Genomic DNA, 19263 nt, shown 5'->3' with positions numbered 1-19263 from the left:
GGGCTACTGACGTGTCGCGCCGGCGTGGCGGCCGCGAAGCACGAGACGGTTCTCCCAGTCGTACTCCAGAATCCCCGCGTCGGAGAGCGCCGGGAGGTGAACGTGGTGCAGCGAGATGGCGACCTGCTTTCGGCGCTCGGGGTCGTTGGACACGACGAGGGCCTCGTCCGCCTCTCGGCGGCAGACCGCCGCCGCGAGCGCCTCCAGTCCGACCCGCTCGGCGTCGAACGTGACGAGGCACTCGACGACGAGCCACCGTCGGCCGGACGTGGACCGATCGGAGGCTCGGCCGTCCGGCCCCACGGTCGTGTCTTCGGCGGCGAGTCGACGAGGTCGTTCCGCCGATTCTCGCTCCCAGTCGTGTGACGACGCTTCTGTGGTGTTCGTCGTCTCCGCGCCGGTCGTGTTCGAGACTGCTTCGGCATCGGCGGACGCCGAGGCCGTCTCCGTGTCGATCCGCTCCGGTTCTGCCTCGACGTCCGTCCGGAACATCTCCCACGGTCGGTTAAGTCGCACGTCGTGGACACCGAGTACGAGTCCGGCGACCGCACCGACGGCCGCGACGCTCGTGAGCAGGAACAGCGGCTCCATCGCTCGGTCACCCTCCAGAAACTCGTGGAGGAGGACCCACGCCGTGACCGCCGTGAAGAGGACGACCCCGACGAAACACCACCGGGCGACGCGCCAGAGCTCGTCGCTGTCGTACTCGCCGACGGCGAGTCGGTATCCCGCGTACACCTGCACTACCGGGAAGACCGTGACGAAGCCGAGTTCGACGACCAGATTCACCAGCGGCTGCTGGTCGACGAGAAGATAGGCGACGCCTGCGAGACCGAGCGCGGCGCCGACGGCTGCGACGAAGACGCCGCCCGCTCGTGCGGTCACGAGTTCGGCCACCGTCTCCTTGGGGCTAGCGTAAGGGAGCATGTCGAACACTCTCGGTTCGACGACGGTTAATACTAGCGTTAGAGGCGATGAATAATATACGTTATTCTTTCTGTATTTCGTCGAAATATTTGGGGGAGGCTCGCTCTCGACTGCGCCGCCCACAGTAGATTAGTCCGCCGTCGGCACCGGCGCGTCGAGGTCGATTTCGCCCGCGTCAAGTTCCGCTTCGACCTCGCGGGCGGCCGTGACCATGTTCTCCATCTTGCCGTAGGCGACTTCCCGTGGCAGGAGTTTGAGACCGCAGTCCGGCGAGATAGTGAGCTTCTCCGGCGGGACGACCTTCAGCCCCTGCTTGATGTTCTCCTTGATCTCTTCGACCGGTTCGACGTCGGCGGTGTGAGCGTCGACGACGCCGAGTGCGAGGTCCGGTTCGAAGTCGGGTTCGGTGAACACCTCTATCTGCTCGTAACCGCCGTTGCAGAGTTCGACGTCGAACTCGTCGATGGGGAACTCGTTGAGTTCGGGGTAGATACGCGAGTAGTCGCCGTAGCAGACGTGCAGGCCGATGCGGACCTCCTCGGGGATGCCGTCGGCGATGCGTTCGAGACACTCGCCGACGATGGCGTGGTCGTCGGGCGTCGTCGCCAGCGCGGGTTCGTCGATCTGGACGTAGCGCGCGCCCGCCTCGACCAGTTTCTCGATTTCGAGATTCACGAGGTCAGCGAGGTCGTAGGCGAGTTCCTCCTCGCTGTCGTACGCCTCGTTGAACGACCAGTTCGCCAGCGTGTACGGCCCCGTGATGGGGACTTTGACCGGCCGGGAGGCGACGTCGCGGGTGAACTCGAACTCGTCGACCAGCCACGGTTCGTCGTACTCGACCTCGTCTGCGACGCTCGGTTTGTCGAAGTAGTTGTGTCCCCACACCTTCACGGGGCCGTTGAACTCGTAGCCGTCGATGCGGTGCGCGAAGAACTCGACCATCTCGTTTCTGCGCATCTCGCCGTCGACGACGGTGTCGAGTCCGGCGCGCTCGTGTTCGTGGGTGATGACCTCCGAGGCGTCGTCGTACGCCTCCGCGAGGTTGTCGGCGTCGAAGCGCGCCTCCCCGTCCTCGGCGAGTTCCTTCGCGCGGTTGAGCCACTTCGGCTTGGGGTAGCTGCCGACCACCGTCGTCAGGAGGAAGTGGTCGTTCTCGTGATTCTCCGGGCGGAACTGCGCTCTGTTGTCGGCGTCTCGGCTCATGCTTGCACCTCCGTCTCCTCGCCGCGAGCGAGGGCGACGCCCTCGGCCACGGCGGCGAGTTTCTCTCGATACTTGTTCACGGGCAGGTAGAACAGTTCGGTGTTGCTCGTCGCGTAGACGGTGTCGAACTCCTGTGCGGGAATCTGCTCCTGTACCCACTCGATTCGGTCGCGGACGGTTTCGGGCGACTCGACGAGCGTGTTCTGCCCGTCGACGAGGCCCAACGCGACGCTGTTCTTCGTGCCGTACTCGTTGACGTTGTACAGCGTCTGCGAGCGGTCGCCCGCCACTACGTCGAAACCGATAGCCTCCACGTCGGCGTCCATCAGGTGGGCGTACACCTTCTCTTCGAGCGCGCCCCAGTAGCTGTGGACGACCACGTCGGCGTCGGTCGCCGCGGCGACGGTGTCGATTGCCTCGCTCGCCCGCGCGTCGAGGTCGTCGCCGGGTGCGTTCTCGACGAGTGACGGTTCGAGGAGGAACAGCGTCTCGTGCTCGGGGAACGCCTCGACCTCACCGGCGAGGAACTCGCCCACGGCGTCCAAAAATTCGCCCTCGTCGCCGTAGTACTCGTCCGAAGCGAGGTCGGAAAGCGAGTACGGCCCGGGCAACACGGCCTGCAGCGAGTCGTCGCCGCCGAGCAGTTCCTTCGTCGTCTCTAACTCCGCCGCCACGTCGCCGGAGAAGCCGAGTTCGCCGACGACCTGCGGGTCGCGGTAGAAGTTGTTGTTGTCGTAGTAGCGGACGATACCGCCGGTGTCGACGTTGTCGTGGACTGTCAGCGGGTGCGCGAGGTTGTCGTCCCAGCGGAGCTGTCCCTCGACGATTCGATCGAGATTCGCCCCCTGCTGGTCGGCGACGACCTCTTCGCGCGCCTGGTCGTACGCGTCGACGATGTCGGGACCCTCGTCGCCGCTGACGAGGTCGCCTTTCTGGTGGCCTTTCAACTCCGAGAGCCGCTGTTTCGCCCAGTCGGGCAACGGATACAGCCCCGGCGTCGTGGCTACGAGTTCGGTCATCACTCGTGGCTAAGAAATGCCGACGCTTAATATTTGCTAATGAAGAAAATGTCTGCTAGTTATTCCTTCGGGGGGTCGGAGACGGATCCGTCGGCGAGGCGAAGAATCGACAGCGTCTCGAACGGGTACGACTCCTCGGCGACGACGTCGACCTCGAACCCGCGGTCCTCCGCCCGCCGGACGACCTCGTCGTAGCCCGACAGACTACTGACCAGGAGAAGCGCCTGCCCGCCCGACGCGAGTATCCGACCGACACCGTCGACGAAGGGGTCGATGAGCTTTCGACCGGACTCGCCGCCCGACAGCGCCACCTCCATCCAGTCGCCCCACTCGTTGTCGGGGTCCGTGGGGAGGTAGGGGGGATTGAACAGTACTGTGTCGAACGCGCCGTCGGCGAACGGCGAGAAGAGGTCCGCGCGGACGACGTCGAACCCCGTCTCGCCCGCCGCTCGCTTCCTCGCCTGTCGGCACGCGTGGGGGTTGAGGTCGGAGGCGACGACGTCGGCGTCGGTCTCTTCGGCGACTTTCGCGGCGACCCATCCCGAACCAGTACCGACTTCGAGCGTCCGCCCGCGGGCGTGTTCGACCGCGGCTTTCGCGAGGAGACCGGAGTCCTCGGCCGGTTGGTAGACGTGCGTCTCGACGCCGCGTCGGTCGGCCAGCGAGTCGCGGGTCGCCGTCTCCGGGTCGCCCGTCTCGTGGTCGCTCATCGGCTCTCTCCCTGGCCGTTCTCCCGTTGTCCACCGCTCTCGCCCCCGTCCGTGCTGGCGTTCGCTCGCACCGACTGCGACTCGCCGGCGAGTTCGAAGCCGCCTACCGGTCCCCGTCCCATCAGTTCACGTACCGGGAACGGGATGTTGATGTCTTCGTGTTCGTACGCGGATTTCACCGCCGAGATGACCGCCGTTCGGGCGCGCCACTTGCGACGCGCGCTAGGGTTGTCTATCCAGACGCGGACGCCGAGAACGACCGCCGAGTCGCCCAACTCCTTGAGAACGACCTGCGGCGACGGCACCGACAGAATCTCGTCGAGGTCGCTGACGGCGTCGTGCGCCACCTCGGCAGCGTAGTCGGCGTCGGCGTCGTAGTCGACACCGACGTCGACTTCGATGCGGAGTCGTCCCTTCCGGGTGCGGTTGACGATGGGTTTCGCGCTGACCTCGTCGTTGGGAATCATCACGTACTCGCCTTCGAACGTCTGCAGGCGCGTCGTGACGATGGAGATGTCCGTGACGACGCCCTCGTTGTCGCCGATTTCGACCCAGTCGCCGATCTCGAACGGCCGCGAGAACATCAGGACGAACCCGGCGAGCACCGATCCGAGCGTCTGCCGGGCCGCCATACCGACGACGATCCCGAGGAACCCGGCACCGACAAGCAGGTTGCCGACGTTCTCGGTGAGCAGCCCGATGACGACGAGTCCCACGAGCGAGTAGATACTGACTTGTGTCAGTCGATAGAGGATCTCGCGCTGGTGTTCGCTGATATCACTCGACCCCGCGAACCGTTGGATGAGGCGACCGATGAATCCGGTGAGCGCGTACGCCGCGCCGATGAGGATGAACGCGAGCGCGACTTTCGGAATCTGGGTGGTGAGGTCGAGGTCGCCGTACGCGTTGTTCAACTCATTCGTCAGTCCCCACGTCCCGATGAGGATGACGATGCCAACTGTCGAGACGAAGGCGATGACACCCGAAACCAACAACTCGGAGACGTCCCATCCGCGGTTGGCGGCCCACTGGTGGGCACCGCGTCTGAACGCGAGCAGCGCCGCGGAGATGACGACGGTGACGAGTATCTGCGCCTCCGGGAACGGTTCGGCGTTCGTCAACCACGGAATGAGCCCCTGCCAACCGGGTTCGCTCGCCTGCAGGGCCCAGGCGCTATCCATCGCCACCTCCGCCGTGCTCTGTCGCGATGGCGGCGAGTTCGGCGAACTCTTTCGGGGTTACTTTCCCGGCGCGTTTTCGCAGTAACTCCTCGGGCGCGGCGTCGACGACGGCGTCTGGGTCGGCCAGTCCCGAGATGTGGGCCGTGTTCCGAATGCCGTTTCTGACCGTTTTCCGACGTTGGGTGAAGATGGCCTTCACGAAGTCGAGGAAGAACCGCTCGTCGTCGACCTCGTAGTCGGGGTCGCGCGGAGTCAGGCGGACGACGGCGCTGTCGACGGCCGGCGGCGGCGAGAAGGCCGTCGGTGGGACGGGTTCGACTAACTCCGCGTCGGCGTAGTGTTGGGTGCTCACCGAGAGGCGGCCGTACTCGGAGGCGCCGGGTTCGGCGACCATCCGGTCGGCGAACTCCTTCTGAAACATCAGCACCATCGGCCGTTTTCTCGGGAGAAGCCGGAACGCGATCTCGCTCGACACCCCGTACGGGAGGTTCGCTACACAGGCGGTGAACTCGGGCAGTTCGACCTCCAGAGCGTCGCCCTCGACGACAGTAAGCTCGCCCGCTTCGATCGCTTCGCGGAACTCCCGTTCGAGAAAGGCCGCGAACGTCGGGTCGCGCTCGACGACGGTCACGCGGTCGGCGACGCCCAGCAGTCGGTCGGTCAGCGCGCCGGGGCCGCCGCCGATTTCGAGGACGTGGCTCGTGTCGGTTCCGTCGGGGAGGTAGCCGGGGATGCGGTCGAGCACGCGGTCGTCGACCAGAAAGTGTTGGTCGTGGTCGGGGTCGCCGCGGACGCCCGCCCGCCGAATCAGCGCGTCCGGGTTGCGTCGCTGCGAACTGTGGGACTCTCCGTCCGACCCAGTCATTGAACAGGTTTCACGCCGGACGTGGGTAAAGTTCCCGTTCGCGGTCGTCGTCGGAGCAGGCACCGTCGCCGAGATGGTGGGAACGCGGCGCGACTCCCGTCAGTCGGCCGAGCGCTGGACGAACGCCTTGTACTTGAGGTCCTCGTCGCGGAGTTCCTCGATGATGCGTTCTGTGAGCACCTCTTTGGGCCTGTGGAGCCCGGAGACGCGCTCTTCGAGGTCCTCGAAGCTCTCGAACGGTTCCCGTTTTCGCTGTTCGAGGATGTTGTTTCGGAGCGTCTTGCCGATGCCGGGCAACAGGTCCAACTGATGGAGACGGATCGTGATGGGTTGAGCGTCGTTGTAGAACGCGACGAAGCGCTCCTCGTCGGCGTCGATGATGTCGGCGACGGCGTACTTCAGTTCGTTGACCGCGCTGTTCGAGAGGTCTCCGTAGTCGACCGTTCGGATGCGCTGGATGTGTTCTCGCGCCGAGTTCGGTTCGATTGCGATGCGGTCGCCGATACTCACGTCGGCACCGTCGTCGAACGTCAGTTCGACGAGCCGGAACCGCCCCTCGCCGAGCGCGTAAGCTATCGGCTGTTTCTGGTATCGGGGCCGGTCGTCGTCCGACCTCCCGTATGGGAGATAGTCGAGGACGGCTGCGTACTGCGGTTGACTCTCCGCCTCGTCGTCACCGCGTTCTGAACCAGCCATAACCATCGTGTACGGCGACGGGGTATTTAAAAATAGGCCGGACTACGCGTACTTGGCGACGACGTCGAGAATCCCGTCGAGTTCGTCGCCGGAGAGCGCGTAGCGCTGCTGTGCGTAGACGGCGCGGAGTTCGTTGCGGTCCTGCGGGAGGAGGTCGGCGATCTTGTACGCGGTCTGTTCGTCGACCTTCTCCAGTTCGAGTAGCTCTTCGACGAGTTCGCGCGACTCCTCCGGGTCGAGAACCGCAAAGCGATTGACGTGCTCGATGGAGCGCGCCAACTCGTAGCGAAGCTCGCGCTCTTCGTCGGCCGCGCGCTCGGCTTCGACCTCTTGGAGTAGTGGCTTTACCTCCGAGATGGTGAGGTACTCCTCGTCGAGCTTCTCTTTGAATATCGTCATCCTACTTCTGCGCGCGGAGATGCGCCGGACGCGTGATGACCGTCTTGGCCTTGCCACCGTCGTTGATTTCGACCTTGAAGGCGCGGCCCTGTTTACCCAGGACCTCGCCCGTGTGGCCGTTAAAGCGCGGGTGGAAGCGACCTTTGCGGACGCTCGGATCGATGTTGAGGTGGACTTTCTGTCCGGCCTCGAACTCCTGAATCGCGCGCTGCGGCGGGGAGGTGCCGCGCTCTCGCGGGTGATTCGTCAGTTTGCCTCTCGTGCTGCCCTTGAGTGGACCGTTCGAACTCGGCATGGTCGTGAAGTGGGTTACTCACGGTCGGATTATAAAAGACACGTTCCCGCGCCGCGGAAGAGTAAGAGTAACACGCTCGTGCGAACAGGACTCCCTATGGACGACCGTTCGGACCCACGAATCGAGACGCGCGCCATCCACGACGGACAGGAGCCGGACCCCGAGACAGGGGCGTTGATGACGCCGATCTACGCCAACTCCACCTACGAACAGGACGCGCCGGGCGAGCACCGCGGCTACGAGTACTCGCGGACGGGGAACCCGACCCGGACGGCCGTAGAAGAGAACCTCGCCAGCCTCGAAGGCGGCGCGTACGGACGTTGCTTCTCCTCGGGGATGGGCTCGATAAACACCGTGATGAACCTGCTCGAATCCGGCGACCACGTCGTCACCGGCGACGACGTTTACGGCGGCACCCACCGCCTCTTCACGCAGGTGTACGAGCAGTACGACGTCGAGTTCGACTTCGTCGACACCACCGACCACGACGCCGTCGCCGACGCGATGCGCCCGGAGACGACGCTGCTGTGGGTCGAGACGCCGACGAACCCGCTCATGCGTGTCAACGACATCGCAGCGCTCGCCGACATCGCTCACGACAACGACGCGCTCTGCGCCGTCGACAACACCTTCGCGACGCCGTATCTTCAGCGCCCGCTCGAGCACGGCGCAGATATCGTCAGCCACTCGCTGACGAAGTATCTCGGCGGCCACTCAGACGTGGTTGGCGGTGCGCTCGTCACCGACGACGAGGAGTTAGACGAACAGTTCGGCTTCTACCAGAACAGCGTCGGCGCGACGCCGGGTCCGTTCGACTGCTTCCTCGTCCTCCGCGGGACGAAGACGCTGCCCGTCCGGATGGACCGCCACTGCGACAACGCCCGCGAGCTCGCGCGGTGGCTCGACGACCACGAGGCGGTCGACGGCGTCTACTACCCTGGACTCGACTCGCACCCGCAGCACGACGTCGCTGCCGCGCAGATGGACGATTTCGGCGGGATGCTCAGCTTCGAGTTCGACGGCACGCTCGACCAAGCCAGCGCCGTCGTCTCGAACACCGAGGTGTTCACGCTCGCCGAGAGCCTCGGCGGCGTCGAGAGCCTCATCGAACAGCCAGCGCCGATGACCCACGCCGCGATTCCGCGCGAGCAACGTGTCGCTGCTGGCCTCACGGACAGCCTCATCCGCGTCAGCGTCGGCATCGAACACGTCGACGATCAGAAGGCGGACCTCCAGCAGGCGTTCGACGCGGCGCTCGACTGACGCAATCCGCTGACGGCTGTGAGAGGGTCCGAAACGTCGAGAGACGCCCCTTCACCGTCGATATCGTTCTGTACTGTGAGTACGTATTCCGATGCGATATGTTCCGTGTTAACTTATGCCACGCGGCTCGTACTCTCCTCTATGGCACAAGGGACGACATCACTCACGGACTCGCTGACGACTGACATCGAGGTACGAGCGGAACTGACGGTAGCCACTACAGGCGGCGCCCACGCCAGGTGGGATTCGAGCGTCAAAGCCGAGATGTTCGGGTTCGGCGTCGTCATCGGGCTGCTCCTCGGTTCGATGCTCGGTCTCGCCTTGGCGACGTTGTTCCCGGCATTCGGCGGACAGTCGCTGATTTTCGGTATCGGCGTCGGAGGGGGCTTCGGCGTCCTCGTTGGAACCGCGCTGAAGGAGTACGGCGAACGCGATGCGACTGGGGGGACGTAGTCACTCGACGCTCGCTGCCGACATCCATTAGTAGTGGACGACTCCCGGGCAAACACTACTTTTCGGCCTAAGCGAAACCCAAACTCTCGTTGGCGAACAGACGGCACAGCGATTCCCACGACTCACGGAGCGGCGCGCCGTACACCCGCTCAACCGACTCCGTGACGACTCGTCAACGCATACGGGAATCTGGTCCCGTCTTCGCTGATAAACACTCGTCGCGGTAACGGTAGCGGTCGCTCGTAGCGGTACTGTTGGCGGACAAGGAGTCGTACCGCGAGCGAGGCCGTCAGGCCGAGCGAGCGGCCTTTTTGGTCCAGATTTTTTGCAAGCGGGGATGCGCTCCGCGCACCCCCCGCAGTAAAAAAAGTGGGTCTTAGATGCGACCGACGTTCTCGACGGCGACGCTCTCGACGCCGTCGACGTTCGTGAACGCCTCCTCGATGGCCTCAGTGCCGCCGGCGTCATCGGGGACGATGACCGTCGGCAGGAGGGCGACGAGACCGAACGCGACCTCGTCGCGCTCGAAGCCGTTGATCTTCCCGCCCTCGGGCAGCGCGTCTTCGAGACGCTCCTGCAGTTCGTCGAGATCGATCTCGGGGCTCTGCGGCATCACCTTCATCTTGGCGGCTACTTTCCCCATGATTACGGCCCCATGAACCCGCAGTCCGGGCACTCGTAGAGGTTGCTCTGTTTGCGGCACTTCGCACACCGGTAGATGGTCAGCCCGCAGTCCGGGCATTTGAACGACGCCGCGCTCATCCCGGCGATGTTGATGCCGCAGGAGACGCACTGTCGCTCCTGCCGCTGTTCCGACTGGCTCATACCCAGACAAACCCGGCGACGACTTTTAATCGTTGTCTTTCAGTCCCGTCTCGTCGCTCGACGGAGGCCGCCGGACGGCGTGTGAACGCGACTCAGACGCCCAGAATCAACGGTCCGACCAACACTCCCATCAGGTGGACGCGCCGAGTTCGCAGGCGCACCGGAACGAGTCCCACGAGCGACGCGACGAGGAAGACGCCGACGCCGACGAAACCCGCGAACAGCCACGAGAGGACGACCAAGAGAGCGAGTATCGTCGCCGAGACGACTGCGTAGTTCGCCCGTCCGACCACGCGGAGATACTCGTCGCCGACCACGACCACGAGGACGAATCCGACGAACGCGGCGACGGTGGTCGTCGCCAGCAACGCGGGCAGCGCACCCACACCGGCACCACCGCCGCCGTCTTCGAGCGCGACCATCACGCCGGTCCGCGGCGTCCCGAGCGTGACGAGCGCGAACAAGGCGAAGACGGTGTTAGACGTGTTGGCTCCGCTCGACGCGACCAGAAATTCGCGGGTCCCCTCCCCGTCGATATCCGGAACGAGCGGCAGCGAGAGCACCGACGCGACGGCCGCGGAGACTCCCGGCAGGTAACCGACGAACGCGCCAGCGAGCGACCCGGCTCCGGCGCTCCAGCCGACTTCGCGGCCAGTGAGCGCGAGCGTCGCGTCGTCCTGCGGCGGGACGCCCGCACCGTCGAACGCGTCGAGCAGCACCGGCGCGCCGAACAGCCCCGAGAACAGCGGCGCGAGCATGCCGCCGAGCGCCAACGGTGCGTCGGGGTCCAAATCGAGCGTCGAGACGCCGAGGAGAGTGGAGAGTGCGAAGCAAAGCGCCCCCGCGAGCGCCGAGCGCCGCGACGACTCGGTGACGAGCAGCAACAGTACGACGACCACGAGAACGACCGGGAGGTGTGTTCGGACCGTCGGATACGCTTCGGTCATCAGCCACGTCACCGGTAACGCAAGCGGAACCGCCAGCGCGACGGCTAACACACTCCCGAGCGCGGAGAGTCTGAGCGCCTCCCGGCCCCGTCCGGCGACGACGAGTCGATGCCCGGGTAACGCCGTCGCCGCCATCGCCGGGTCCGGAACGCCGAGTGCGAGCGCCGGCACCACGTCGAGAAACGTGTGGACGACGCCCGCGGCGAGAATCGCGGCACCGACGGCGGTCTGCGACCCCGGAAGCGACGGACCGAGGGCGGCGAGAAGCAAGGCGAAATTGTTGGCGTGGATACCCGGCACGAGTCCGCTCACGGTGCCGAGGCAGACGCCACAGGCGACGAACAGCAGTAGCTCCGCCGTCGGCGCGAGCGCGAACGTCGGCCGAACCGAGAGCGTGAGTCCGAACGCGAGCGGGTCCATCCCGGCGAGTTGGGCGCGTCTTCGGAGTTAAACTGTCGCACCGTATCGGGCGGTGAATACGGAGTGTGCGCGACGGTGCGGTCGCTCGCCGGTCGGGTTCAAAAAACGCGGGATGTAGTCGTCGAAACGAGGCGGCGAAGTCGGCTGACGCGTCCGGTTTAACCGAACAGGTTGCCGAGACCCTCGCCGGAGGCCTCTTCGTCTTCCTCGTCTTCTTCGGCTTCGGCTTCGCCTTCGGCTTCCTCGGCCTCGTCCTCGTCGACGGTGTCGAGCTCTTCGCTATCGGCGGAACCACCGGCGGGTGCGGCGGCGGGTGCCGCAGCGGCCGTCTCGATGGCGTCCTCGATGTCGACGTCCTCCAGCGCGGCGACGAGCGCCTTGACGCGGGATTCCTCGACGTCGACACCAGCGGCTTCGAGCACCGCGGTGACGTTGTCCTCGTTGATTTCTTCGTCCGTTTCGTTCAGGATGAGAGCTGCGTAAACGTATTCCATTGTTGTTGTCTCCGTTAGTGGTGATTATCCGAACATCGCGCCGAGCGCGTCGCCGCCGTCGTCGTCTTCGTCGTCGTCGTCGGCGTCTTCCTCGGCCGCCTGTTCGGCGTCTGCGTCTTCTTCGTCAGTCGATTCCTCGGGCTCCTCGGCGGGCGCCGCGGGCGCTTCCACGCCGCGCAGTTCCTCCGGGAGCGCCTCCTCGTCGTCGATCTGCGCCGCGAGCGAGCGGAGCTGCGCGTCCGCCTTCGCCACGAGGTCCGGCACGAGGTCCGGTTCGGCGATGGCGGCGCTGATACCGACGGCCTTCGCCTCGCTCGTCGCCTTCGCGATGAGCAGCGGCGCGGTCTGCGTCGTCGGGTAAACGGCGTTGACCGAGAGGTTCGTCGCCGCCGAGACGGCGGACTGGATGTCCGCGCGGTACTCGTCGACGTCGATGTCGAGGTCCTCGGGGTCGAACAGCGTGCCCTCGGAGTAGACGGCACGCAGGTCGAGTCCCACCTCTTTCGGCTCGATGCCGAGTTCGCTCAGGACGTTCGCGAGGTCGGTGCTGACCTCCTCGCCGGCTTCGAGGACCGTCGAGTCCTCGGTCACCTTGATGGAGCCGTCCATGATGCGCGCTTGCGCGCCCACCTGCTGGAGTTCGCCGACGAACGGACCCGGGTCGACACCGGTGTCACCCTCGGGGATGACGATGTCGTTGGGCGCGATTTCGCCCGCGTTGATGGGGGCGGGCGTCTTCGACGCTTCGAGCTGTCGGTACAGTCCGAATGGGTTGTCGTTCGTCCCGACGAGCGCGACCTGTCCGTCGATGTGTTCGACGAGTTCCTCGTAGCCGCTGTCGACCTCCTCGAGCGCGCGGACGAGCAGCGTGTTGCGGCTCATCCGGACGGTGGCGCTACCGTGCAACTCCCGCCGCATGTTCTGTAGCTGGCGGCTGGGAATGCCGGTGACGCCGACGACACCGACCGACGCGAAGTTCTCGACGAAGTCGACGAGTTCGTCGACCTCCTCTTGCTTCCACTGCGGGATAGTCTCCGTCTTGCGGACGGATTCGCTCTGGCTCATCCGGCCACCTCCACGGAGGGGCCCATGGTGGTCTTCACGTAGATGCTGTCGATGTTGAGGGGGCCTTTCTCGAGGTCGGCTTCGAGACGACGCACGATGACGTCGATGTTGTCCGCGATCTCGTCGGCGGACATGGAGTCCGCGCCGACGCGCGTGTGGAACGTGCGGCGGTCGCGGCTTCGAAGCTGGACCGTGTTCTTCATTCGGTTGACGACCTCGACGACGTCGTCGTCGGGCTGCAGCGGCGTCGGCATCTTCCCCCGGGGACCGAGTACGGTACCGAGGTAACGGCCGATGTCCTGCATCATGTTGGCTTCGGCGACGAAGAAATCCGTCTCGTCCGCCAGGTCCTTGGCGGCGTCGGAGTCGTCACCGAGCTCTTCGAGGTCGTTTCCGTCGAGGACGTCGTCTGCGACGTCCTCGGCGCGGAGTGCCGTCTCGCCCGTGGCGAACACCACAATCTGGGTGTCCTGGCCGGTTCCGGACGGAAGGACGATACTCTCGTCGACACGATTCGATGGGTCGTTGAGGTCTAGGTCGCGCAGGTTAACGGCGAGGTCGACCGTCTCGCTGAAGTTGCGAGCCGGTGCCTCGTCGAGCGCGCGAGAGACCGCTTGTACGATAGAGTCGTCTGCCATTATTCACCTCCGTAGTGCGCAGGAACTGCTCCTACGGGTCAGTGAAACAGGCGTCTGCCTGTCTCATCCGAAGGTGGGTCATCGCGGACTTAAAAGCGTCGAAGCGAGAGCCGCCGTGTGTGAGGTGTTCGCAGTCGATAACGGCCGTTCGGACGGCCTCGACGTCGCCTCTCGAAGGCCGTCGCCCGGAGACGACATCTGCGTGAAAGCGGGGAATGTGGACGTTTCGATCGTTCTGCGTCCGTTCGTTCTCTTCGACCAGATCGCTCGGGCGCTTGGCGGGTTAGCCACGGGCGAGTCGGCGCACCACCGACCCGTCGGGTTGCCGGACGACTGGTCGTCACGTACGGACGAACACCGTCGCTTTACCGGCGGGCCACACAGTTTCGACACGATGTTCTCGTCTCCATGGACCCTCGTCCTCGCGGTCGGACTCGCGGCCGTCCACCTCGAAGCGGAGCGTCTCCGCGCCGCCGTGTTCGTCTCCCGTCGCGTCTGGGTCTCGTTCGCCGGTGGCACGTCGCTGGCGTACGTGTTCGTCCACGTCTTTCCGGAACTGAACGCCGGACAGGCGGCGATACGCGAGGCGAACATCGCACTCGCCTTCGTCGATCACCACGTCTATCTCGTCGCACTCGGCGGTTTCACCCTCTGTTACGGCCTCGAAACGGCGGCGAAAACCCCGAATCGAGAAGCCGACACCGAGGAACCCGACAGCGTGTTTTGGATACACGTCCTCTCCTTCGCGTCCTACAACGTCATCATCGGCTATCTGCTCGTCCACACGCTCGACCCCGGTCTCTGGACCCGCACGACGTTCGGCGTCGCGATGGCGCTTCACTTCTTCGTGACCGACGCCGGGTTCCGCCGTCACCACCCCCGACCGTACCACCGACTCGGACGCTGGATTCTCGCGGGTGCGGTACTCGGTGGGTGGGTCCTCGGACAACTCGTCGACCTCTCGGAGGTGAACCTCGCGGTGCTTTTCGCCTTCCTCGCCGGAAGCATCGTCCTCAACGTCGTCAAGGAGGAGCTACCCGACCGCCAGCAGAGCAAGTTCGTCGCGTTCGTCGTCGGGGCGACGGGGTACGCGACGCTGTTGCTCCTCCTCTGACTGCGTGAAAAGGGCGTGAAGTGGAACTACGCCGTCTACGCTGTCTGCTCTTCTGCGAGAACACTCAGGCGTTCGCTCCGCTCACGCCTCAAGCGCTCGCTTCGCTCTGCTCAGCGAGCACGTCGTCGTACTCGCCGTCGTCGACGCGCTGCTTGAACGTGCGAGCGTCCTCGCCCTCGATGGTGACGCCGAGGGTGACGCAGGTGCCGCCGACTTCCTTGGCGGCGTTCTTCACGTCGTACGCCAAGAGGTCCGAACTCTTCTGCTCGGCGATCTTCTTGACCTGCTCGACGGAGAGGTCAGCGACGAACTCCGACTGCGGCGTCCCGCTGCCGGAGTCGAAACCGGCCTCGTCTTTGATGAGCGCCGTCGTCGGCGGCACACCGACGGAAATCTCGAACGAGCCGTCGTCCTCGTACTCGACGGTGACGGGGACCTCCATGCCGTCGAACGCGTCGGTCTGTTCGTTGATCTCCTGTACGACGGCCTGCACGTCCACCGGCGTCGGGCCGAGTTCCGGGCCGAGCGGCGGCCCGGGGTTGGCCTGCCCGCCGGGGACGAGCACTTCGATAGTTCCAGCCATATCCCGAATATTCCGGCGACGACTTTTAACGATTGTCTTTCAGCCGCAGGCGGTGTGAGGCGGTCACACACGACGACGTTCGGCCGGACAGGGGCAAACGTCTCCGAGACGCTTCGCTCGTCGACGGAAGATCAATCAAAAGGTTCCGACGTGGAGGGCCGACAGTCAGCACCGAGGTGCGTAACGCCTGATAATTGGCGATTCGCATAATAAGTTTTCTGTAAAAAACGAAGAGACGCCCACGTCGCGCGGTTCACGCGGCGGCGAACTGTCGGCGGAAAACACGCCGATGGAGTCGAGTGAGTGTGAGTGCGAGTATCGAGCGTTCACCACCACGGCGGCGTCTCTCCCGCCACAACGTCTAAGTCCGTCCTCGCCGGATTATCTACTGCCATGGCAGACTTCACGATATTCGAGGTGCACCTGCACGATGGATTCAGTTTCAGTCCGACGAACACCGCGCCGATGTTCGGCGGCGAGGACGACCAACAGCGCGAGGCGGTCGAGTCGGCCAAGGGTCGCGTCTCGAAACTGCTCGGGAGAGGAGCGACGAGCGACGGCGGCGACGTCGACCAGATAGAGACGGCGGTCGACGCAGACGAGTCGACGGAGGCCGACGAGACGGAGTCCGGCGGCAACGGCGGGAAACTCCTGCTCGCGCTCGTGTTGGTTGTCGTCGTCGCGGCGGCTGCCAAGACCTTGATGGGCGACGACGCCGGGTTCGACGAACTCGAAGAACTGGACGAACTGAGCGAAGAGGCCTAACGCCGTTCGGGCGTTTCGCTCCCGCCTGCGCCGTCTCTCACTACCCGTCTCTACGCGAAGCGTTTTCTGTCGTGCGCACGGAGAGCGTGTATGAACCTCTACCGTAGTGTCCGTGCCGTCGCGGGCGCGTCGGGCACCGGCGTCATCGACTGGGGCGCCGTCGCGGAGGCCGCCAAATCCGCCACCGAACCCGGCAGTCTCAACCTCTCGACGGACGAGCGCGCGGGTTACGCCGCCGACGTGCGCGACGCTCGCGCCCGCCTCCGAACGGTCGGCGACGTCGAGTTCGAGCTTCCGGACGCCATCGAGGTGCAGAACCGCCACCACTGGATCGACGCCAACATCCGCACGTTCGAGCGCGTGATGCGTCCGCTCGAAGAGCGCGCCGACGGCGTGTTCCCCGGCGTCGCCCGCACGCTCAACACCGGGTCGATGGCGTTCATGCTCTCGTTTCTCGGTAGCAACGTCCTCGGACAGTACGACCCCCTCCTCCTCGCGGAGGGTGACGACGACCACGGCCTCTACTTCGTCCACCCCAACATCCGGAAGGTCGCCGACCAGTTGAACGTCGACTACCCGCGCTTCCGCCGCTGGATCGCGTTCCACGAAGTCTCGCACGCCGCGGAGTTCGGCGCGGCCCCGTGGCTCTCGGGCCACCTCGAATCGCGGATGGAGCGCGGCGTCGACGCGCTCACCGAAGGAAGCATCGACCGCGAGGCGTTCCGCGAACTCGACACCGCGATGACGGCCGTCGAGGGCTACGCGGAACTGCTGATGGACCGCGCGTTCGACGACGACTACGAGGACCTCCGGCGGAAACTTGACGCGCGCCGCCGCGGCGGCGGCCCGCTGGCGCAACTCGCCCGCCGTCTTCTTGGATTGGGCCTCAAGCGCCGCCAGTACGAACGCGGCGCACGCTTCTTCGAGTCCGTCGCCGAGGTCCGCGGCGTCGCCGCCGCCAGCAAGGTGTGGGAGAAACCCGAGAACCTGCCGACCAACAAAGAACTCGACGACCCCGGCCTCTGGCTGGCGCGCGTCGACCCCTGAGACCTCGACAACCCGACACTCGACCGACCGGCCGCTCGATTCGGGTCGCCGACGCCTGAACCTTCTTCACGCTATTTCCGTTACTATCAGCCATGAGTGACGACGAAACGACGCCGCCGTATCGCCGACCGGACATCGACACCGACGAGCGCGTTTCGGACCTCCTCGACCGGATGACCGTCGAGGAGAAGGCCGGACAGCTCGTCGGGACCTGGGGCGGCCATCTCCGCGAGGGGCACGATTTCGAGGACGTCGCCGACGCGGTTCGCGAGCACCACCTCGGCGTCGCCGCGCCGTTCGGCTGGGCCGCGCCGCTCGCGACGGACCCCGCCGAGGTCGCCGAGATCGCCAACGACCTCCAGCGCGTCGCCCGCGAGGAGACCCAACTCGGGATTCCCCTCCTGTTCAACGTCGACGCCGTCCACGGCCACGCCTACGTCGCCGACACCACCGTCTTCCCGAACGGTCTCGGCGCGGCGGCGACGTGGGACCCCGAGTTGATCGAGGCGGGCGCGAAAATCACCGCGAGGGAGATGAGAACCACCGGCGTGCACCAGAACTACTCGCCGACGTGTGACGTAGCGCGCGACCCGCGCTGGGGGCGCACCTTCGAGACGTTCGGCGAGAGTCCGCTGCTCTGCGCAAAGATGGCCGCGGCGAAGGTGCGCGGCTACCAGGAGAGCGACGACCCCGTTCTCGCGACGGCGAAACACTTCCCTGCCTACAGCGAACCCGAGCGCGGCGAGGACGCCTCGCCCGTCGACGTGTCGGAGTACAAGCTCCGAAACACGTTCGTCCGACCGTTCGAGGACGCAATCGCGGCGGGCGTCGACTCCGTGATGCCGAGCTACAACTCGGTCAACGGCGAGCCTTCCCACGGTTCCCGGACCGTGCTCACCGAACTCCTCCGCGAGGAGATGGCGTTCGACGGTCACGTCGTCTCCGACTGGAACGGCGTCCGCCACCTCGCGGACGACCACAAAACAGCAGAAGACCAGCGTGATTCCGTCCAGCAGGCCCACGCTGCCGGACTCGACGTGGCCTCTGTCGGCAACGTCGAACACGCCGAGAATCTCGTCGACCTCGTGGAGAGCGGCGACCTCGACGAGGAGGTACTCGACGCGAGCGTCCGCCGCGTGCTCGAACGCAAGTTCGCGCTTGGGCTCTTCGAGGACCCGTACGTCAACGCCGAGATGGTGAGCGAGACAGTCGGCTGCGACGACCACCGCGAGGTGGCGCGCGACGCCGCCCGTGCCAGCATGACGCTGTTGAGGAACGACGGCGTCCTCCCGCTGTCGGGCGACGAGGACGTGTTCGTCGGTGGTCCGAACGCCGACGATATAATCCATCAACTCGGCGGGTGGAGTGTACTCGACGCCGACGACGCCGCAGGCGAGACGATTCTGGAGGCGCTTCGCGCGAAGAGTGAAGACCACGGCACGAGCGTCTCCTACGAACAGGGTGCGACGCTCAGCGAGACACTCGACGTGGACGCCGCCGTCGAAAAAGCCGCCGAGGCCGACGTGGCCGTGTTGGCGCTCGGTGAGGGCTGGTACCTCCACGAGTTCGGCCCCGCCGCGCAGGCGGGCGTCCGGACTGGCGAGTGGCCTACGCGCTCGGAACTCCAGTTGTCGGAAGCGCAGCGCGAACTCGCCCGCCGCGTTCACGAGACCGGAACGCCCGTCGTCGGCGTCCTCGTGACAGGCCGCCCGCTCATCGTCGACTGGCTCGACCGCAACGCCGCGGGCCTCCTGATGGCGTACTTCCCCGGCACCGAGGGCGGCCACGCCGTCGCCGAGACGCTGTTCGGCGAGAACGACCCCAGCGGACGGCTCCCCATCTCGGTGCCGCGATCGACGGGCGACCTGCCCCAAAATCACGACCACCTCGCGCACCCGCGGCCCATCGGCGACGACGAACACCCGCCGTCGTACGCCCCGCTGTACGAGTTCGGCCACGGGCTGAGCTACACGACGTTCGAGTACGACGATCTCGGGGTCGAGAACGCCGAGCTCGGGGAGGAGGGCGAACTCGACGTGACCGTGACCGTCTCGAACACGGGTGACCGACCGGGGACCGAGACGGTCCACGTCTACGCCCACCAGGAGGTGAGTTCGCGCGTCCGCCCCGAACGCTGGTTGGTCGGCTTCGACCAGGTGTCGGTCGACCCCGGCGAGTCGGAGTCGCTCACGATTTCGATTCCGGCGAGCGAGTTCGACTTCTACAAACCCCGCGAGGGCCACGTCGTCGAATCCGGCGAGTACCGAGTGCTCGTCGGCGGCGCGGAGGCGTCGTTCGATGTCGTCGAGTGACGTCGAGTAAGGCCAAGTAACGCCGAAAGACGACCGGATTTC

22 protein-coding genes are annotated in these 19263 nt (G+C 65.5%); 6 read left to right on the top strand and 16 right to left on the bottom strand.

Annotated elements, in window-relative coordinates; translation table 11 throughout:
• Positions 1 to 3: 3 nt before the first annotated feature.
• From LAQ74_RS03940 to LAQ74_RS03900, 9 genes are all read right to left on the bottom strand, one after another.
• Positions 4 to 927, bottom strand: coding sequence for a DUF7344 domain-containing protein (locus LAQ74_RS03940; protein ID WP_224335292.1), 924 nt, complete (start codon positions 925 to 927; stop codon positions 4 to 6).
• Between the two features lie 129 nt (positions 928 to 1056).
• Entirely contained in the window at positions 1057 to 2130 is a 1074-nt protein-coding gene (locus tag LAQ74_RS03935; RefSeq protein ID WP_224335291.1) for a methionine synthase, read from the bottom strand.
• Positions 2127 to 3149: a 5-methyltetrahydropteroyltriglutamate--homocysteine methyltransferase gene (locus tag LAQ74_RS03930; RefSeq protein WP_224335289.1), complete on the bottom strand. Its 1023-nt coding sequence runs from the start codon at positions 3147 to 3149 to the stop codon at positions 2127 to 2129. The genes LAQ74_RS03935 and LAQ74_RS03930 overlap by 4 nt, the downstream gene beginning before the upstream one ends.
• Before the next feature lie 59 nt (positions 3150 to 3208).
• Positions 3209 to 3859: a HemK2/MTQ2 family protein methyltransferase gene (locus LAQ74_RS03925; protein ID WP_224335287.1), complete on the bottom strand. Its 651-nt coding sequence runs from the start codon at positions 3857 to 3859 to the stop codon at positions 3209 to 3211.
• The gene (locus LAQ74_RS03920) at positions 3856 to 5040 is read right to left on the bottom strand and encodes a mechanosensitive ion channel family protein (protein WP_224335285.1); all 1185 of its coding nucleotides are present in this window, start codon (positions 5038 to 5040) and stop codon (positions 3856 to 3858) included. The genes LAQ74_RS03925 and LAQ74_RS03920 overlap by 4 nt, the downstream gene beginning before the upstream one ends.
• Entirely contained in the window at positions 5033 to 5905 is an 873-nt protein-coding gene (locus tag LAQ74_RS03915) for a 16S ribosomal RNA methyltransferase A (protein ID WP_224335283.1), read from the bottom strand. Before LAQ74_RS03915 ends, LAQ74_RS03920 begins: the two co-directional genes overlap by 8 nt.
• Positions 5906 to 6004: 99 nt before the next feature.
• Positions 6005 to 6601 carry a DUF655 domain-containing protein gene (locus tag LAQ74_RS03910; protein WP_224335282.1) on the bottom strand — a complete coding sequence of 199 codons (597 nt, stop codon included), beginning with the start codon at positions 6599 to 6601 and terminating at the stop codon, positions 6005 to 6007.
• A gap of 42 nt (positions 6602 to 6643) precedes the next feature.
• Complete coding sequence (locus tag LAQ74_RS03905) at positions 6644 to 7000, bottom strand: RNA polymerase Rpb4 family protein (RefSeq protein ID WP_224335280.1); 357 nt, start codon at positions 6998 to 7000, stop codon at positions 6644 to 6646.
• A 1-nt stretch (position 7001) separates the two neighbouring features.
• Entirely contained in the window at positions 7002 to 7295 is a 294-nt protein-coding gene (locus tag LAQ74_RS03900) for a 50S ribosomal protein L21e (RefSeq protein WP_224335278.1), read from the bottom strand.
• Positions 7296 to 7391: 96 nt separating this feature from the next.
• Between LAQ74_RS03900 and LAQ74_RS03895 the strand changes: the two genes are divergently transcribed.
• Positions 7392 to 8558, top strand: coding sequence for a cystathionine gamma-synthase (locus tag LAQ74_RS03895; protein ID WP_224335276.1), 1167 nt, complete (start codon positions 7392 to 7394; stop codon positions 8556 to 8558).
• Between the two features lie 141 nt (positions 8559 to 8699).
• Positions 8700 to 9011: a hypothetical protein gene (locus tag LAQ74_RS03890; protein ID WP_224335272.1), complete on the top strand. Its 312-nt coding sequence runs from the start codon at positions 8700 to 8702 to the stop codon at positions 9009 to 9011.
• A 376-nt stretch (positions 9012 to 9387) separates the two neighbouring features.
• Here the strand turns inward: LAQ74_RS03890 and LAQ74_RS03885 are convergent, their stop codons facing one another.
• The 6 genes from LAQ74_RS03885 to LAQ74_RS03860 form a co-directional block, all read right to left on the bottom strand.
• Positions 9388 to 9654, bottom strand: coding sequence for an elongation factor 1-beta (locus tag LAQ74_RS03885; protein WP_224335270.1), 267 nt, complete (start codon positions 9652 to 9654; stop codon positions 9388 to 9390).
• Positions 9655 to 9656: 2 nt separating this feature from the next.
• Positions 9657 to 9836: an HVO_2753 family zinc finger protein gene (locus LAQ74_RS03880; protein ID WP_058582930.1), complete on the bottom strand. Its 180-nt coding sequence runs from the start codon at positions 9834 to 9836 to the stop codon at positions 9657 to 9659.
• 92 nt (positions 9837 to 9928) lie between these two features.
• Positions 9929 to 11203 carry a tripartite tricarboxylate transporter permease gene (locus LAQ74_RS03875; RefSeq protein WP_224335268.1) on the bottom strand — a complete coding sequence of 425 codons (1275 nt, stop codon included), beginning with the start codon at positions 11201 to 11203 and terminating at the stop codon, positions 9929 to 9931.
• Positions 11204 to 11361: 158 nt separating this feature from the next.
• Complete coding sequence (gene rpl12p / locus LAQ74_RS03870) at positions 11362 to 11697, bottom strand: 50S ribosomal protein P1 (protein ID WP_224335267.1); 336 nt, start codon at positions 11695 to 11697, stop codon at positions 11362 to 11364.
• 24 nt (positions 11698 to 11721) lie between these two features.
• Positions 11722 to 12762, bottom strand: a complete 1041-nt coding sequence (locus tag LAQ74_RS03865; RefSeq protein WP_224335258.1) for a 50S ribosomal protein L10 — start codon at positions 12760 to 12762, stop codon at positions 11722 to 11724.
• On the bottom strand, positions 12759 to 13400 hold the full coding sequence (locus tag LAQ74_RS03860; protein WP_058582926.1) for a 50S ribosomal protein L1: 642 nt from the start codon (positions 13398 to 13400) through the stop codon (positions 12759 to 12761). The genes LAQ74_RS03865 and LAQ74_RS03860 overlap by 4 nt, the downstream gene beginning before the upstream one ends.
• A 394-nt stretch (positions 13401 to 13794) precedes the next feature.
• Here LAQ74_RS03860 and LAQ74_RS03855 point away from each other — a divergent pair, with 394 nt between their 5' ends.
• The gene (locus tag LAQ74_RS03855; RefSeq protein WP_224335256.1) at positions 13795 to 14514 is read left to right on the top strand and encodes a hypothetical protein; all 720 of its coding nucleotides are present in this window, start codon (positions 13795 to 13797) and stop codon (positions 14512 to 14514) included.
• An 88-nt stretch (positions 14515 to 14602) separates the two neighbouring features.
• Here the strand turns inward: LAQ74_RS03855 and LAQ74_RS03850 are convergent, their stop codons facing one another.
• A complete protein-coding gene (locus LAQ74_RS03850) occupies positions 14603 to 15097 on the bottom strand; it encodes a 50S ribosomal protein L11 (RefSeq protein WP_224335254.1) in 495 nt (164 codons plus the stop codon).
• Between the two features lie 393 nt (positions 15098 to 15490).
• Here LAQ74_RS03850 and LAQ74_RS03845 point away from each other — a divergent pair, with 393 nt between their 5' ends.
• The 3 genes from LAQ74_RS03845 to LAQ74_RS03835 all read left to right on the top strand — a co-directional run bounded on the left by LAQ74_RS03845 (position 15491) and on the right by LAQ74_RS03835 (position 19221).
• The gene (locus LAQ74_RS03845; RefSeq protein ID WP_224335252.1) at positions 15491 to 15862 is read left to right on the top strand and encodes a hypothetical protein; all 372 of its coding nucleotides are present in this window, start codon (positions 15491 to 15493) and stop codon (positions 15860 to 15862) included.
• Between the two features lie 90 nt (positions 15863 to 15952).
• Positions 15953 to 16909 (top strand): zinc-dependent metalloprotease, encoded by a 957-nt coding sequence (locus LAQ74_RS03840; protein WP_224335250.1) that lies wholly within the window; start codon positions 15953 to 15955, stop codon positions 16907 to 16909.
• A 92-nt stretch (positions 16910 to 17001) separates the two neighbouring features.
• Positions 17002 to 19221, top strand: a complete 2220-nt coding sequence (locus LAQ74_RS03835; protein WP_224335248.1) for a glycoside hydrolase family 3 N-terminal domain-containing protein — start codon at positions 17002 to 17004, stop codon at positions 19219 to 19221.
• Positions 19222 to 19263: the final 42 nt, after the last annotated feature.

The sequence above is a fragment of the Haloprofundus halobius genome (assembly GCF_020097835.1).
In the GTDB taxonomy this organism is placed as follows: domain Archaea; phylum Halobacteriota; class Halobacteria; order Halobacteriales; family Haloferacaceae; genus Haloprofundus; species Haloprofundus halobius.
This window is presented reverse-complemented; position numbering and strand designations above follow the sequence as displayed.